The sequence below is a fragment of the Micromonospora sp. NPDC049497 genome, from assembly GCF_044465805.1.
Lineage (GTDB): Bacteria > Actinomycetota > Actinomycetes > Mycobacteriales > Micromonosporaceae > Micromonospora.
Map to the genome: position 1 here is coordinate 267,125 of NZ_JBITMC010000004.1, position 15,120 is coordinate 282,244.

Below are 15,120 nucleotides of genomic sequence, written 5' to 3' on the forward strand. Positions count from 1 at the left end.
GGGACCCGGCAGATCGCCGCTTTTCCGGGTCGTGTCCGCGCGTCGCCGCGTGGATCCGCCGTCCGTCGTGATATTCGCCGCAGAAGGGATGCCCCCATGGCGTCGCCGGGTACCGGGGACGGTCGGGCCGACCCCCTGGCCGGGCACCCGGACGAGTTGCGGCCCCTGAGCGACGCTCTCGTCGCCGCGGTGCTGGCCTCCCGGGGGTATTCGGTGCAGACCGACCCGGCCGGCGACCTGGTCGGCCGCTGGGCCGACAGTCTGATCTGGTTCCTGCGTCCGGGCACCGCCGGCGAGCTACTCCAGGTCCGCACGGTGGCCGCACCGTCGTTCGGAATCGAGTACGTCCCCGCGCTGCACGCCTTCTGCAACGCCTGGAACCACGACCACCTGTGGCCGAAGGCGTTCGTGCACGTCGAGGACGACGGGCGGGCACGGGTCTGCGGAGAGGTCATCACCGACCTGGAGCACGGGGTGACGCCGCACCAGCTCGACCGCCTCCTCCACTGTGGCATCGTCACCGGCTGTCAGCTCGCCGCCGAGGTCGCCGGGCTGCCGGGCGGGGTGGTGACGTGAGCGGGGACCTCGCCGGCCGGGGGCTGGACCCGTTCGGATGGCAGGGCCGGCTGCCCGGACGGCGCCGTACCGGCGACGACGTCCGCGCCCCGGTCGACGCGCTCACCGACGCCCGGGACTCCCCCGACGGCGAGGCGCGCAGCGCGGAGCTGGAACGGATCGCCGCGCACGCCGACGCGACCGGGGACGACCGGTCGGCCGTGGCGGCCCGGTTCGCGCTGATCGAGGCGTACCTGCTGCACGGCGAACGGTGGCGGCTGGTCGAGCTGGTCCGCCGGTGCGGGGCCGCGCTCGACCGCCGGCCCGACCTGCTACCCGAGGCCGACCGGCGGCTGTTCCCGCGCTACCAGCGGTACGCGGTGGAGGCGCTGCTCGGCACGCCACGGGTGGGTCTGGACCAGGCCCGCGCGCTGCTGGACGACCTGGCCGAGCGGTCCGGCGCGGGTTCGCCCGACGGGGATGGGCCGGCGGCGGGCGACGGCCCGGCAGCCGGGGGCGGCGACGACACGGGCCACGCCGAGGCGGTCGCCGAGTTGCGCTGCCGGTTCGCCGACCACCTCGGCGACGAGCCGGCCGCCCGGCGGTGGTACGCCCACTGGGCGGCAGCCGAACCGGGCCCGGCCGGCGGCTGCCCCGGCTGCGCCCCGGTGCGTCGGGCGGACCTGCTCGCCGGGTGGGGCGACTGGCGGGCCGCGCTGGACGAGCTGCACAAGGTGCTCGACGGCCGGGCGGACTGCACCGACCAGCCGGAACGCGCCCTCGCCGCCGCTCTGCTGCCATGGCTGCGCGCGGGTGAGCCGGAACGGGCCGCCGCGGCGCACGTGCGGGCGTACCGGCGGCACCGGCGGGAGCCGTCCGCCTTCGGCGCTCTCGCCGCGCACCTGCGGTGGTGCGCGCTGGCCGGGCACCCCGGGCGGGGCCTGGACATCCTCGCCGAGCAGTTGCCCCGGCTGGACGGGCCGACCGACGACCTGGCCGCGATGGAGTTCGCCGCCGCCGGGGCGCTGGTCTGCGCGGTGGCCGGCGAGGTGGGACTCGGCGGGCGTCGGGTGCCCCGTCCGGCGTACGGGGACCGGCCGGCCGCCGAGGTCGACGTCGCCACGCTGGGCGCGACACTGCTGGACCTGGCCACCGGGCTGGCCGGCAGCTTCGACGCCCGCAACGGCACCGGCCACCAGTCCGGGCGGATCGCCGCCTGGCTCACCGAGCGGGCCCTCGCCGCGCCGGTCCCGCTGCCACCGGAGGAGGACCCGGCCGACGTGGAGCACGCCCACGACGGGCCGGACGACGCACCGGCGGACGACGACCTGGCACCGCTCACCCTCGGGCTGATCACCGCCGCACTGGACCGGCGCGGGGACCACTACGCGGTGGACGCGGCGGGCACCGTGGTCGGCCGGTGGGGTGCGGCGCTGATCCAGTTCCGTACCGCCGGGGAGCATGGCGAGGTCCTCCAGGCGCGGTGCGTCGCGAGCCGCCGGCTCCCGACCGTCCGGCTGACCGAGGCGTACGCCTTCTGCAACGCGTGGAACCACGACCGGCTGCTGCCGAAGGCGTACGTGCACGACCTGGGGGCTCAGCTGGTGCTGGCCGGCGACGTCAGCACCGACCTGGGGCACGGGGTGGCCCCGGCGCAGCTCACCGTGCTGATCGACGCGGCGGTCCGGACCGGGGTCGCGTACGCCGACGCGGTGGCCGCCCTGCCCTGACCCACGGCGGTGAGGTCCGGAAGTCGCTCGACCGGCCGCCCGACCGGCTGGTGGACTACCCGCATGACAACCTCCACCCGCGACCGTGCCCTGCTCCTCCACGACCTGCACCGCCCCGGCTCCCCGCTCGTGCTCCCCAACGCGTGGGACGTGGCCACCGCCCGGATCGTCGCCGCCTGCGGTGCGGCGGCGGTCGCCACCACCAGTGCCGGGGTCGCGTGGAGCCTGGGCCGGCCCGACGGCGACGTGCTGGACCGGGAGTCGGCGGTGGCGGCCGTGGCCCGGATCGCCGCCGCGGTCACCGTCCCGGTCACCGCCGACATCGAGAGCGGGTTCGGGGCCGATCCGGCCGGCGTCGCCGAGACGGTGGCCGGGGTGCTCGCCGCCGGGGCGGTCGGCGTCAACATCGAGGACGCCCGTCCGGACGGGGCGGATCCCCTGCGGACCGTCGACGACCAGTGCGCGCGGCTGCGGGCGGCCCGGGCGGCGGCGGACGCGGCCGGGGTTCGGCTGTTCGTCAACGCCCGCGTCGACATCTACCTGCGCGCGGTCGGCGCCGCAGAGGACCGGCTGGCCCAGACGCTGCGCCGGGCTGCGGCGTACCGGGCCGCGGGCGCGGACGGGATCTTCGTGCCGGGTGTCGCGGACCCGGCGACCATCGGTGCGCTGGTGGCCGGCATCGACGCGCCGGTCAACGTGCTCGCCGGCCCCGGTTCACCCCCGGTCGGCGTCCTGGCCGAGCTGGGAGTGGCCCGGGTCAGCCTCGGCGCGAACCTGGCCGAGGCCGCGTACGGCCTGGTGCGGCGAGCCGCGACGGAGGCCCTCACACGGGGCTCGTACGACGCGCTGTCGGATCCCCTGCCCTACGGTGAGCTGAACGCGCTGTCGGCCTGAGCCGCGGACGCCGGCGGGCCCGGTCCTGCGGGACCCGCCAGCGTCCGACGCGGCTACGGCGTGCCCTGGTTACCGGTGGTGACCAGGGTGAGGCCGTTGACCTCCAGGATCTCGGCGAGCGGCTGGAAGAAGGTGACACCGCCCCGGGTGCAGTCCCCGGAGCCGCCGGAGGTGACGCCCTGCGCCTGGTCCCCGGAGATCCACGAGCCGCCGGAGTCGCCGGGCTCCGCGCAGACGTTGGTCCTGACCAGGCCGGTGACGGTTCCCTCGGGGTAGCGCACCGTCGCGTTGCGGGCCTGCACGGTCCCGCAGCGGGCGCCGGTGGTGGAGCCGGAACGGCAGATCGAGGCGCCCACCGGCACCTCCTGCCCGCCGGCCACCGGCACCGTCCCGCCGTTGAAGTCGTTCACCACCGGCTGCGGCGTCCAGGCGTTGTTGGTCTCGACGAACGCCCAGTCGTCGCCGGGGAACGAGGAGGCGCGGAAGACACCCTGGCCGACGCCGTTAGCCCCGGCCGTCCGGGAACCCTCCTGGCCGCAGTGACCGGCGGTGACGAAACCGCCGACCACCGAGAAGCCGACCGAGCAGCGGCCCGAGCCGTCGATCGTGAACGGGTCACCGCCCCGGACGTCGAACAGCAGCCGCGGCGACTCCGCCGTGGCGTCCACCCGCACCGCCTGCCGGGGCACGCCGGTCCGGTCGACCAGCCGCCACGCGGCGTCCTGGGCGCCCGGCTGGGCGAGCACCACGAGGGAGTTGTCGGCGACGTCGACGTACCAACCGGCCACCGCGTCGGACGCCGACGCACCGGCCCGGTCCAGTCGGGTCTTCCACGCGTCGAGCTGGCCGACACCCCGCTGGACCACCTTCGGCACCGCGCCGGCGGCACGGACCCGCTCCGCGTCGGCCCGGTCGGCGACCGCGACGTTGAGCGTCGTGCCGTCCGCGCCGAGCCAGCTGCCGCCGTAGTCGGCGCCCAGCTCCGTCCGCAGGTCGGCGACCACCCCGGTCGCCCACCGCTCGGTCTTCAGCCGCGCCGCCGCCTGCCCGCCGCTGAGCGAGAGGTCGCGGCGCATCGCGTCGACCACCTCCGGCGCGACGCCCCCGGGCGCCGGCTGCGCCGACCCGCCCGGCGGGGTCGTGCCCTCACCGGCGAACGACGGCAGGGTCACCGCCGCCGCGGCTCCCACCGTCACGACCATCACGCCGATGGCTGTCATCCGTCTGCGGTCCATCCGCCACGCTCCTCCCGGCCGGCGCGGTCACGCCTGCCGGTCGGGAGTACGGACACGACGCCCGGAAGGTTGAATCGACCCTCGACGATCGCACGACACCGGCCCGCCTCCCGAGGAGAGGCGGGCCGGTGGACGAGCGGAGGTCAGACCTCCACGACGGTCGGGACGATCATGGGCCGACGCCGGTACGCGTCGTTGACCCACCGCCCCACCGTGCGCCGGACGATCTGCTGGAGCTGGTGCGGGTCGGTGATGCCGTCCGCGGCGGCCCGGTTCAGCGCCTCGGTGACCAGCGGGATCACCGGGCTGAACGCCTCCGGGTCCTCGGAGAAGCCCTTCGCCGACAGGGTCGGACCGCCCACCACCTTGCCGGTGACCGAGTCCACCACCACGGTGGTGGCGATGAAGCCACCGTCGCCGAGGATCCGCCGCTCGGTGAGCAGCGACTCGCTCACGTCACCGACGGCGAGGCCGTCCACGTAGACGTACCGGCTCTTCACGTGGCCGACCAGGCTGGCCCGGCCCTCGACGAGGTCGACCACGTCGCCGTCCTCGCAGAGCACCACCCGGTCCGGCGCGACACCGGACTCGATGCCGAGCCGGGCGTGCGCCCGCAGGTGCCGCCACTCGCCGTGCACCGGCATGAGGTTGCTCGGGCGGACCACGTTGAGCAGGTAGAGCAGCTCGCCGGCCGGGGCGTGCCCGGACACGTGGACCTTGGCGACGTCCTTGTGCACGACGACCGCGCCGGCCCGGGCCAACCGGTTGATCACCCGGTAGACGGAGGTCTCGTTCCCCGGCACCAGCGAGGACGCCAGCACCACGGTGTCGCCCGGCGCGATGGTGATGTGCCGGTGGTCCCCGCTGGCCATCCGGCCGAGGGCGCTCATCGGCTCACCCTGCGAGCCGGTGGACATCAGCACGATCTGCTCGGGCGGGAGGTTGGTGGCCTCCTCGATGCCGATGACCAGCCCGGCCGGGATGTTGAGCAGGCCCAGGTCCCGCGCGATGCCCATGTTGCGGACCATCGACCGGCCGATCAGGGCCACCTTGCGGCCGTGCTCGGCCGCGGAGTCGAAGACCTGCTGCACCCGGTGCACGTGCGAGGCGAACGAGGCGACGATGATCCGCCCCTTGGCCTTCGCGAAGATCGAGTCGAGCACGGGCCCGATCTCCCGCTCCGGGGTGACGAAGCCGGGGATCTCCGCGTTGGTGGAGTCCGACAGCAGCAGGTCCACGCCCTCGGCGCCGAGCCGGGCGAACCCGGCCAGGTCGGTGATCCGCCCGTCCAGCGGGAGCTGGTCCATCTTGAAGTCGCCGGTGTGCAGCACCAGGCCGGCCGGCGTACGGATGGCCACCGCCAGGGCGTCCGGGATCGAGTGGTTGACCGCGAAGAACTCGCACTCGAACGGCCCGAGCCGCTCCCGACCCCCCTCCCGCACGGTCAGCGTGTACGGCTGGATCCGCCGCTCGGCGAGCTTCGCCTCGACCAGGGCCAGGGTGAACTGCGAGCCGACCAGCGGAATGTCCGGCTTGTGGGCGAGCAGGTACGGCACCGCGCCGATGTGGTCCTCGTGACCGTGGGTGAGCACGATCGCCTGGACGTCGCCGAGCCGGTCCAGGATCGGGGCGAAGTCCGGCAGGATCAGGTCGACGCCGGGCTGCTCGACGTCCGGGAAGAGCACCCCGCAGTCGACGATGAGCAGCTTGCCGTCGTACTCGAAGACGGTCATGTTCCGACCGATGGCGCCGAGCCCTCCGAGCGGGATGATCCGCAGCCCACCCTCCGGCAGCGGCGGGGGCATGTCCGCCTCGATGTGCGCCTCGGTCACGCGTCCACCTCATTCTGCGACGCCGTTACCCGGCGTCCGTCGTGTCGTTCCATCATCAGGGCAGTTCCAGACCCGCTGCCGCGCAGTCGGCGCGGAGCTGGGTCATTTCGTCGTCGGTGGCGTCCACCATCGGCGGGCGCACCGGACCGGCCGGCAGCCCGCGGGCCGCCAGGCCCGCCTTCACCAGGATCACGCCCTGCGTCCGGAAGATCCCGGTGAACAGGGGCAGCAGCCGCCGGTGCAGGCTGAGCGCGGTCGCGGTGTCCCCCGCGTCGTACGCCTCGATCATCCGCTTCGTGAGCGCGCCGGTGAAGTGGGTCGACGTGCCGACCACGCCCACCGAACCGACGGCCAGCGCCGGCAGGGTCAGCGAGTCCTCGCCGCTGTAGAAGGCGAGGTCGGTGCGGCTGGTCACCCAACTGGTGGCGGTCAGGTCGCCCTTGGCGTCCTTCACCGCCACGATCCGCTCGTGCCCGGCCAGCCGGACCAGCGTCTCGGTGTCGATCGGCACACCCGCGCGGTGCGGGATGTCGTAGAGCATCATCGGCAGGCCGCTGGCGTCGGCGACGGCGGTGAAGTGGCGCAGCAGGCCGCTCTGCGGCGGCTTGTTGTAGTACGGCGTCACCACGAGCAGCCCGTGCGCGCCGGCCTTCTCCGCCCCGGCGGCCAGCTCGATGGTGTGCCGGGTGTCGTTGGTGCCCACCCCGGCCACCACCTGCGCCCGGTCGCCCACGGCCTCCACGACGGCCCGGATCAGGCGCTCCTTCTCCGCGTCGGTGGTGGTCGGCGACTCGCCGGTGGTGCCGTTGACCACCAGCGCGTCGTTGCCCTGCTCGTCGACCAGGTACGTCGCCAGCCGCGCGGCGCCGTCGAGGTCGAGCGAGCCGTCGGCGGTGAACGGGGTCACCATTGCCGTCAGCAGCCGCCCGAAGGGGCGGGACACCGCCCGGGCGGGAGTGTCAGGGTGGTCGTGCGTCATGCCACCAACCTAGCGGACGACCAGCGGCCCCCTGGCGGGGAAGGGCTCAGGACTGCTCGGCGTGCGGGCTCGCCGCCACCTCGGTGCCGTCCGGCAGGGTCGAGACCACGAAGTCGGCGAAGACGTTCGGCGCGACCCGCTTGAGCTGGCGCAGGCACTCCACGGCCAGCTCGCGGATCTCCACGTCGGCGTGCTCGGTGGCGCGCATGGCGATGAAGTGCCGCCAGGCGCGGTAGTTGCCGGTGACCACGATCCGGGTCTCAGTGGCGTTGGGGAGCACGGCGCGCGCCGCCTGCCGCGCCTGCTTACGGCGCAGCGTCGGATTGGGCTCGTCGGCGAAGCGCTGCTCCAGGCCCTCCAGCAGCTCGGTGTACGCCCGCACGCTGGCCTCGGCGGCCTCGACGAACTTCTTGTGCAGCTCCGGGTCCTCGGCGATCACGGTCGGCTCGACCATGGCGGCGTCCCGCTCGGGCACGTACCGCTGGGACAGCTGCGAGTACGAGAAGTGCCGGTGCCGGATCAGCTCGTGGGTGAACGACCGGGACACCCCGGTGAAGTAGAAGCTCACCGAGCCGTGCTCCAGCACGCTGAGGTGGCCGACCTCCAGGATGTGCGCGAGGTAGCCGGCGTTGGTGGCGGTGGCCGGGTTCGGCTTCTTCCAGCTCTGGTAGCAGGCCCGGCCGGCGAACTCGGCGAGGGCCTGGCCGCCCTCGGCGTCGGTCGACCACGGCACGTCGTCCGGCGCCTCGAACTGGGTCCACGCGACGAGCTTCACCTGGGGCTGCACCATGTCCGGCATGCCTCGGACTGTAGTGGCGGGCACCCGCGCGACCCAAGCCAGGCTCGCCGGCTGCAACGTCCATCACGGGCCCGACGCGACGAGACGTCAGACGTAGAGCGAGGTGAACGGGGCCCAGGGCAGGTTGCGCAGCACCGAGAAGGCGAACCACACGGCCAGGAAACCGCCGAGCACCTTCGGGCTGAGCCGCAGCTCGGGAAGGCGCCAGCCGAAGGCCTGCTTTCCGGCCCATGCCACGAACAGGTAGGCCAGGAACGGCGCGGTGAAGACGAACAGGAAGTGGTGCCGTGCGGCAGCCGGCAGGTCGGCGTGCAGCAGGTACCACAACGCGCGGGTGCCGCCGCAGCCCGGGCAGTCCAGCCCCGTGGTCAGCTTGAGCAGGCAGGTCGGTGCGGCGTCCGGCGCGGACCGGGTCGGATCGCTGACCAGCGTGTACGCGATGCCGAGACCGACGCAGCCGACGGCGGCCAGGGGCACCGCCCAGCGGGGTGCCCGGTCGTAGAGCCGGACCACGAAGCGGGTCAGCCGGTCCTGCTCGGGCGCCGGATACTGGTAGGCCGTCGGCACCGGGCCCGCCGGCCAACCGGCCGGAGCACCGGGGTCGGCCGCGTCGGCGGACGAGGGCGGCTGGAGGGCCGGTCGGTCAACGCGCGTCACACCGCTCACCGTACACCGGAGACACCAGCCAGGGCGGCGGCCAGCGGCGCGGCCAGGTCGCCGGCGGCGGGCGGTGCCACGGCGTCCAGGCCGAGCCAGCCGGCGAGCCGGTGCAGCTCGGCGGCGAGCGCCACGGCGGTCTCGCCGGGGTCGACGCCGGGCTCGACCCAGGCCGCCGGTACGAGCAGCACACCCGCCCGGCGGTCGGCCTTGAGGTCCACCCGCGCGGTGAACCGCTCCCCCTGGAGGAACGGCAGCACGTAGTAGCCGTACACGCGCTGCGGCGCGGGCACGTAGATCTCGATCCGGTAGCTGAAGCCGAAGAGCCGCTCGGTGCGCGCCCGCTCCCAGACCAGCGGGTCGAAGGGGCTGACCAGGGTGGCGGCCCGCACCCACCGGGGCAGCCGCGCACCGGCGTGCAGCCAGGCCGGTTGCCGCCAGCCCTGCACGGTGACCGGCAGCAGCTCCCCGGCCTCGGCCAGCTCGGCGATCGCCGCCCGCGCCCCGGCCACCGGCAGCCGGAAATAGTCCCGCAGCTCGGGCTCCGCCGCCACCCCGAGCGAGCGGGCGGCCACGGCGACCAGCGTGCGGTACGCCTCGGCGTCGCTCGGCGTCGGCGCGTCCAGCACCGCGGCGGGCAGCACCCGCTCGGGCAGGTCGTAGCGGCGGGCGAAGGAGCTGGTGCGCTCGGCGGCGCTCACCTCGCCGGCCCAGAACAGGAACTCCAGGGCCTGCTTGACCGCCGACCAGTTCCAGCCCCAGTGGCCGGTTTCCCGTGGGGCGTCGTGCTCGATCTCGGCGGCGGTCAGCGGGCCCCGGGCGGCCACCTCGTCGCGGACCCAGGCGACCAGGCCGGGCTGCTCCCGGGCGATCCGCCGCATGTTGCCCCAGGCCTCGTCGTGGGCCCTGGCCATCCGCCAGCGCAGCGCCGCGTGCAGGTCGACCGGCACCAGCGACGCCTCGTGCCCCCAGTACTCGAAGAGCTCGCGGGGCCGCCGGTAGGCCGCGGTGTCCAGCAGGCCGGTCGGGTAGGGACCCAGCCGGCTGTACAGCGGCAGGTAGTGCGCGCGTTGCAGCACGTTGACCGAGTCCATCTGGATCAACCCGACCCGGTCGAGCACCCGGCGGAGGTGCCGGCGGGTGGGCACGCCGCCGGGCGGCGGGTCGGTGAAGCCCTGGGCGGCCAGCGCGATCCGCCGGGCCTGGGCGAGCGAGAGCGATTCCGGTACGGCCATCGCCCGGCACCCTATTTCAGGCGTACGACACCGGAGCGGCAACTGGACCGATCCCCCGACGAGGCATAGAACAGACACATGCTCACGATCCGCCGCGAGGAGCCCGAGGACGCGGAGGCGGTCGCGCGGGTGCACATCCACGGCTGGCAGGCCGGCTACGCGGGGATCATGCCCGACGAGGTGCTGCGCCGGCTCAACGTGGTCGCCTGGGCGCAGCGCCGCCGCGACCTCGGTACCGCCGACCCGGAGCACCCGTTCACCACGCTGCTCGTCGAGCACCACGGCACCGTCGTCGGCTTCACGACGTTCGGGCCGTACCGCAACAACCAGGACCGGAGCGACCTCGACCCGACGTACGGCGAGGTGGTCGCGATGTACGTCGAGCCGGCGCACTGGGGCGACGGCACGGCGCGCACGCTGCTCGCCGTCGCCGAGGACGGGCTGGCCGGCCGGGGCCTGCACGAGTACCGGCTGTGGGTGCTGGCGGACAACGGACGGGCCCGCCGCTTCTACGAGCGGGCCGGCCTGTCAGCGGACGGCGTCCGGTCGACCTACCCCGTGCCGCTCTCCGGCGGGCGTCCCCCGGTCGACCTCGCCGAGCTGCGGTACACCGGACGGATCGCGCGCTGACCCCGCGGTCGTCGAGTCGTGGCGCAGCGGCAGGAACGCCAGCACGGCGAGGCTGATCCACACGTAGGTGTTGCTGCCGAGGAACCCGTCCAACCCGGTGAAGTCCTTCTCCCAGGCCCAGACGATCCGGCTGATCAGGAGCGCGTACGCGACGACCGCGGCGGCCAGCAGGGCCCGGCGGCGGCGTCCGCCGGCGGGCGCCGCCGTCGCGTTGTCCACCAGCAGGATCAGCGCGGGCAGCAGCCAGACCAGGTGGTGCACCCAGGTCACGGGGCTGACCAGGCACATCACCGCACCGGTCAGCGCCAGCCCGGCCGCCTCGTCACCGGCCGCGGCGGCCCGCCGGGACCGCCACACCCACAGGGCGAGGGTGGCCACCACCAGCACGAGCCAGACCAGCGTGCTGGGCTCCTGGGGGTTGAGCCGGGCCACCACCCCCTGCAATGACTGGTTGGAGACGAAGGCCAGCTCACCCACCCGGCTGGTGTTCCACAGCGCCTCGGTCCAGAACTCGCGGGACGCGTCCGGGAAGAGGGCGGCGGCCAGCAGGGTGGCACCGGTCGCGGCACCCATCGCGGTGAACGCGGCCCGCCACCGGCGGGTGACCAGGAGGTAGACGATGAAGATGCCGGGGGTCAGCTTGATCGCGGTGGCCAGGCCGATGCCCACCCCGGCCCACCGGCTGCCGCGCGGGAGCAGCCGCAACAGGTCGACCGCCACCAGGAACAGCAGCAGCATGTTGACCTGGCCGAAGTTCACCGTCTCGCGCATCGGCTCGTACGCGGCGGCGAGGCAGAGCGCCACGGCGAGGGCGTACCAGCGGGTCCAGCCGGCCCGGCGCGAGATCGGGTCGATCATCCAGTGGAACACCAGGGCGGTGACCACCACGGTCGCGCTCACGCTCACCGCGATCGCCGCCGTCCACGGCAGGTACGCCATCGGCAGCATGGCCAGGGCCGCGAAGGGCGGGTAGGTGAAGCCGTACTGGGTGAACGGGCGCAGGTAGTCGTAGATCTCGCCGCCGTCGTGCACCCACCAGGTCAGCGCGCCGTAGTAGACCTGCATGTCGAAGAAGCCGTGCCGCACCGCCGCCACGGACAGGAAGAGCGCGACCGCGACCGCGAGACCGACCACGCTGGCGACCTGCCCGGCCGTCCGTGCGGCACCCTGCATCACCGTCGCCTCCCTCGCCCTGCGTAGGCTTCCGTGCCATGGCTCTCGGGTACGTCCGCCCGGCGCGTCCGGAAGACGCCGGCGAGATCGCACGCATCCAGCTCGCGACCTGGCGGGTCGCGTACCGCCGGATCCTGCCCCGGCACGTGCTCGACAACCTGGACGAGGCGTGGCTCGCCCGGCGGTGGAGTGCCGCGGTGCAGGAGCCGCCCTCCGGCACCCACCGGGTGCTGGTCGCCGTCGAACAGGCCGAGCAATCGTATCTGGTGGGGTTCGCGGCCTCCGGCCCGGCCGACGCGGAGGCGCTCGCTCCCGGTGAGCCGGCCGAGGCGCTCGGACCGGACGTGGTGGCGGTGACCGACCTGCTGGTCGAGCCGCGCTGGGGCCGGCGCGGCCACGGCAGCCGGCTCCTCGCCGCCAGCGTCGACCTGTGGCGTGAGGACGGTTTCGCGCAGGCGGTGGCGTGGGCCTTCGACGGCGACGCGGCGACCCGGAAGTTCCTCACCAGCACCGGTTGGGAACCGGACGGCGCGGGCCGCGCGCTGGACGTGGACGACATGCTGGTCCCCCAGGTGCGACTGCACGTCGCCGTTCCCACCGAGCCCGTCGCCCCGCCGGACTCCGCAGTTCCGGCCGAACCCGTCGAGCCGGCCTGACCCGGATTCCCGGGAAGTGTCGGGGGCCTCGCCTACGGTGGATCCATGACCGTGACGACGGCAACCGGCACGGCGGGTCCCACCGGCCACGACCCCCGCGGCGGCACAGGCCCCGCCGCGCTGGAGGGGCACCGCGTCGAGCTCACCGGCTACTGCTACCGCATGCTGGGTTCGATCTTCGACGCGGAGGACGCGGTGCAGGAGACCCTGCTGCGCGCCTGGCGCGGGCGGGACGGCTTCACCGGCCGGTCGAGCGTGCGCACCTGGCTCTACCGCATCGCCACCAACGTCTGCCTGGACCTGCTGCGTGGGCGCGGGCGGCGGGCGCTGCCGATGGACCTCGGTCCGGCGTCCCCACCCGTCGCGTCCTCGCTGGGCTCGCCCGAGCGGGGGTGGCTGGAGCCCGCACCCGACGCGGCGGTGCTGCCCGGCCAGGACGACCCGGCGGAGGTCGCCGTGGCCCGGGAGTCGGTGCGGCTGGCGTTCGTCGCCGCGCTCCAGCACCTGCCGCCCCGGCAGCGTGCCGTGCTGATCCTGCGCGACGTCCTGCGGTGGCGGGCCGACGAGGTGGCGGAGCTGCTCGACGGGTCGGTCGCGGCGGTCAACAGCGCGCTGCAACGCGCCCGCACCACGATGGCCGGCAGCGGCGACGGGCCGACCGCCCCCGCGCTCGACCGCGAGCACCGGGCGCTGCTCGACCGGTACGTCGAGGTCTTCCAGCGCTACGACGTCGACGCCCTGGTCGCCCTCCTGCGGGAGGACGCCGTGCAGAGCATGCCGCCCTTTCGGCTCTGGCTGCGCGGGCCGGCGGACATCGCCACCTGGATGCGCGGTCCGGGCGCGGAGTGCCGGGGGTCTCGCCTGGTGCCGGTCGCGGCCAACGGCGACACCGCCTTCGGCCACTACCGGGTCGACCCGGCCGGCGGGCACCGCCCGTTCTCGATCCAGCTCGTCGAGACCGCCGCGGGGCGGATCACCCGCCTGACCACCTTCCTGGACACCGGGCTCTTCCCCCACTTCGGGCTGCCCGACCGGTTGCCCTGACCCCCGGCCGATGAGTTCCGCCCCCCGGCGTCGTCCACCCCTCGACACGCCAGGAGAGGGAAGACATGACGGAGACGACGACGGCCGGCGCGGGGCGACGGGAGTGGATCGGGCTGGCGGTGCTGGCCCTGCCCACGCTCCTCCTGGCGCTCGACCTGAGCGTGCTCTACCTCGCGCTGCCCAGCCTGAGCACCGACCTGGGCGCGGACAGCACCGAGCAACTGTGGATCACCGACGCCTACGGCTTCCTGATCGCCGGGTTCCTGGTCACCATGGGCACCCTCGGCGACCGGGTGGGGCGGCGACGCCTGCTGCTGATCGGCGCCACCGCGTTCGCCGTGGTGTCGGTGGTGGCCGCGTACGCGCCGAACCCGGAGCTGCTGATCGCCGCGCGGGCGCTGCTCGGTGTAGCCGGGGCGACCCTGATGCCGTCCACGCTGGCGCTGATCAGCACGATGTTCCGGGTCCCGGCCCAACGGGCGGTGGCGGTCGGGGTGTGGATGTCCTGCTTCATGGGCGGCATGGCGGTCGGTCCGGTGATCGGCGGGGTGCTGCTGGAGCACTTCTGGTGGGGGTCGGCGTTCCTGCTCGGTGTCCCGGTGATGGTGCTGCTGCTGGTGACCGCGCCGGCGCTGCTGCCCGAGCACCGGGCGTCCAGCCCGGGCCGGCCGGACCTGGTCAGCGTCGCGTTGTCCCTGGTCACGATCCTGCCGGTGGTGTACGGCCTGAAGGAGCTGGCGCGGCACGGCTGGCGCGGGCTGCCCGTGCTCGCGATCGTGGCGGGCGTCGCGTCGGGGGCGCTCTTCGTCCGGCGGCAGCGTCGCCTCGCCGACCCGCTGATCGACGTCCGACTCTTCGCCCGCCGGACGTTCACCGCGGCGCTGGTGCTGTTCCTGCTCAACGGTCTGCTGATGGGCGGCACGTTCCTGCTGCTCAGCCAGTGGCTGCAACTGGTCGGAGGGCTCTCCCCGTTGCGCGCCGGTCTGGTGCTGGTGCCGCAGGCCCTGGCGATGATCGCGGCCACCACCCTCGCCCCGCTGCTGGCCCGGCGAATCCGGCCGGGTCACGTGATGGCCGTCGGGCAGGTCGTGACGGCGGCCGGTTTCCTCCTGCTCACCGGCGTCGACTCCGGCGGTCCACTGCTGCTGGTGCTGGTCGCCTTCGTCGTCGCCTCGGTCGGCATCGCCCTGCCGTCGGCGCTGGTCACCGACCTGATCGTGGGGTCCGCCCCACCGGAGCGGGCCGGTTCGGCGGCGTCGATGTCGGAGACCAGTGGGGAGCTGGGCATCGCGCTGGGCGTGGCCACCCTGGGCAGTCTCGCCGCCGCCGTCTACCGGGACGAGCTGGGTCGGACGCTGCCGGCCGGCGTGACCGCCGAGGCGGCCGAGGGTGCCCGTGACGGGCTGGCCGCGGCGACGACGGTGGCCGGGGACCTGCCGGCCGGGCTGGGTGCCGAGCTGCTGGCCGCGGCCCGCGCCGCGTACACGAGCGGGTTGGAGGTGACCGCGACGGCCGGCGCGGTCCTGCTGCTGGGGCTGGCCGTCGTGGCCGTGGTGGTCTTCCGGTCGGTGCCGCCATACGCGACGCCCGGCCACGACGCCGTGCCCGTCGGGGACGGGGCGTCCGGCCCCGCCGTGCCAGAGACGACGGAAAGCACGACCGGCCGGTGAGCCACCGGCCGCCGCGAACGACAACGACGAG

General features: G+C 74.5%; 14 protein-coding genes. 7 read left to right on the forward strand and 7 right to left on the reverse strand.

All coding sequences use genetic code 11. The annotated features are described in order from the left end of the window. The first annotated feature begins 96 nt into the window (after nt 1-96). The 3 genes from ACIBR0_RS08965 (at nt 97) to ACIBR0_RS08975 (ending at nt 3,179) form a co-directional block, all read left to right on the forward strand. A complete protein-coding gene (locus tag ACIBR0_RS08965; protein WP_396713683.1) occupies nt 97-576 on the forward strand; it encodes a YbjN domain-containing protein in 480 nt (159 codons plus the stop codon). Next, entirely contained in the window at nt 573-2,285 is a 1,713-nt protein-coding gene (locus ACIBR0_RS08970) for a YbjN domain-containing protein (protein WP_396713685.1), read from the forward strand. The genes ACIBR0_RS08965 and ACIBR0_RS08970 overlap by 4 nt, the downstream gene beginning before the upstream one ends. Before the next feature lie 63 nt (nt 2,286-2,348). After that, nucleotides 2,349-3,179: an isocitrate lyase/phosphoenolpyruvate mutase family protein gene (locus ACIBR0_RS08975; RefSeq protein ID WP_396713687.1), complete on the forward strand. Its 831-nt coding sequence runs from the start codon at nt 2,349-2,351 to the stop codon at nt 3,177-3,179. Between the two features lie 53 nt (nt 3,180-3,232). Here ACIBR0_RS08975 and ACIBR0_RS08980 read toward each other — a convergent pair whose 3' ends face one another. The 6 genes from ACIBR0_RS08980 to ACIBR0_RS09005 form a co-directional block, all read right to left on the reverse strand. Continuing rightward, a complete protein-coding gene (locus tag ACIBR0_RS08980) occupies nt 3,233-4,414 on the reverse strand; it encodes a S1 family peptidase (protein WP_396713689.1) in 1,182 nt (393 codons plus the stop codon). Between the two features lie 143 nt (nt 4,415-4,557). Next, entirely contained in the window at nt 4,558-6,246 is a 1,689-nt protein-coding gene (locus ACIBR0_RS08985; RefSeq protein WP_357036219.1) for a ribonuclease J, read from the reverse strand. A gap of 55 nt (nt 6,247-6,301) precedes the next feature. Continuing rightward, entirely contained in the window at nt 6,302-7,225 is a 924-nt protein-coding gene (gene dapA, locus ACIBR0_RS08990; protein ID WP_396713691.1) for a 4-hydroxy-tetrahydrodipicolinate synthase, read from the reverse strand. Nucleotides 7,226-7,271: 46 nt separating this feature from the next. After that, the gene (thyX, locus tag ACIBR0_RS08995; RefSeq protein ID WP_396713829.1) at nt 7,272-8,015 is read right to left on the reverse strand and encodes an FAD-dependent thymidylate synthase; all 744 of its coding nucleotides are present in this window, start codon (nt 8,013-8,015) and stop codon (nt 7,272-7,274) included. Between the two features lie 96 nt (nt 8,016-8,111). Then, entirely contained in the window at nt 8,112-8,690 is a 579-nt protein-coding gene (locus ACIBR0_RS09000; protein ID WP_396713693.1) for a DUF2752 domain-containing protein, read from the reverse strand. Next, nucleotides 8,687-9,916 carry a winged helix-turn-helix domain-containing protein gene (locus ACIBR0_RS09005; protein WP_396713695.1) on the reverse strand — a complete coding sequence of 410 codons (1,230 nt, stop codon included), beginning with the start codon at nt 9,914-9,916 and terminating at the stop codon, nt 8,687-8,689. Before ACIBR0_RS09005 ends, ACIBR0_RS09000 begins: the two co-directional genes overlap by 4 nt. 78 nt (nt 9,917-9,994) lie before the next feature. Here ACIBR0_RS09005 and ACIBR0_RS09010 point away from each other — a divergent pair, with 78 nt between their 5' ends. Then, complete coding sequence (locus ACIBR0_RS09010) at nt 9,995-10,546, forward strand: GNAT family N-acetyltransferase (protein ID WP_396713697.1); 552 nt, start codon at nt 9,995-9,997, stop codon at nt 10,544-10,546. Here ACIBR0_RS09010 and ACIBR0_RS09015 read toward each other — a convergent pair. Then, a complete protein-coding gene (locus ACIBR0_RS09015) occupies nt 10,445-11,722 on the reverse strand; it encodes a glycosyltransferase family 87 protein (protein WP_396713699.1) in 1,278 nt (425 codons plus the stop codon). The genes ACIBR0_RS09010 and ACIBR0_RS09015 overlap by 102 nt on opposite strands. A 35-nt stretch (nt 11,723-11,757) precedes the next feature. Here ACIBR0_RS09015 and ACIBR0_RS09020 point away from each other — a divergent pair, with 35 nt between their 5' ends. The 3 genes from ACIBR0_RS09020 to ACIBR0_RS09030 all read left to right on the forward strand — a co-directional run bounded on the left by ACIBR0_RS09020 (nt 11,758) and on the right by ACIBR0_RS09030 (nt 15,089). Further along, the gene (locus ACIBR0_RS09020; RefSeq protein WP_396713701.1) at nt 11,758-12,375 is read left to right on the forward strand and encodes a GNAT family N-acetyltransferase; all 618 of its coding nucleotides are present in this window, start codon (nt 11,758-11,760) and stop codon (nt 12,373-12,375) included. Between the two features lie 45 nt (nt 12,376-12,420). Beyond that, nucleotides 12,421-13,419 (forward strand): sigma-70 family RNA polymerase sigma factor, encoded by a 999-nt coding sequence (locus tag ACIBR0_RS09025; RefSeq protein WP_396713703.1) that lies wholly within the window; start codon nt 12,421-12,423, stop codon nt 13,417-13,419. Nucleotides 13,420-13,484: 65 nt separating this feature from the next. Next, nucleotides 13,485-15,089, forward strand: coding sequence for an MFS transporter (locus ACIBR0_RS09030; RefSeq protein WP_396713705.1), 1,605 nt, complete (start codon nt 13,485-13,487; stop codon nt 15,087-15,089). Nucleotides 15,090-15,120 lie beyond the last annotated feature (31 nt).

Coding starts and splice junctions, on each gene's coding strand:
- ACIBR0_RS08965 (WP_396713683.1), top strand. CDS start 97: ATGGCGTCGCCGGGTACCGGGGACGGTCGGGCCGACCCCCTGGCCGGG.
- ACIBR0_RS09005 (WP_396713695.1), bottom strand. CDS start 9,916: ATGGCCGTACCGGAATCGCTCTCGCTCGCCCAGGCCCGGCGGATCGCG.
- ACIBR0_RS08980 (WP_396713689.1), bottom strand. CDS start 4,414: ATGGACCGCAGACGGATGACAGCCATCGGCGTGATGGTCGTGACGGTG.
- ACIBR0_RS09020 (WP_396713701.1), top strand. CDS start 11,758: ATGGCTCTCGGGTACGTCCGCCCGGCGCGTCCGGAAGACGCCGGCGAG.
- ACIBR0_RS09010 (WP_396713697.1), top strand. CDS start 9,995: ATGCTCACGATCCGCCGCGAGGAGCCCGAGGACGCGGAGGCGGTCGCG.
- dapA (WP_396713691.1), bottom strand. CDS start 7,225: ATGACGCACGACCACCCTGACACTCCCGCCCGGGCGGTGTCCCGCCCC.
- ACIBR0_RS09030 (WP_396713705.1), top strand. CDS start 13,485: ATGACGGAGACGACGACGGCCGGCGCGGGGCGACGGGAGTGGATCGGG.
- thyX (WP_396713829.1), bottom strand. CDS start 8,015: ATGGTGCAGCCCCAGGTGAAGCTCGTCGCGTGGACCCAGTTCGAGGCG.
- ACIBR0_RS08975 (WP_396713687.1), top strand. CDS start 2,349: ATGACAACCTCCACCCGCGACCGTGCCCTGCTCCTCCACGACCTGCAC.
- ACIBR0_RS09025 (WP_396713703.1), top strand. CDS start 12,421: ATGACCGTGACGACGGCAACCGGCACGGCGGGTCCCACCGGCCACGAC.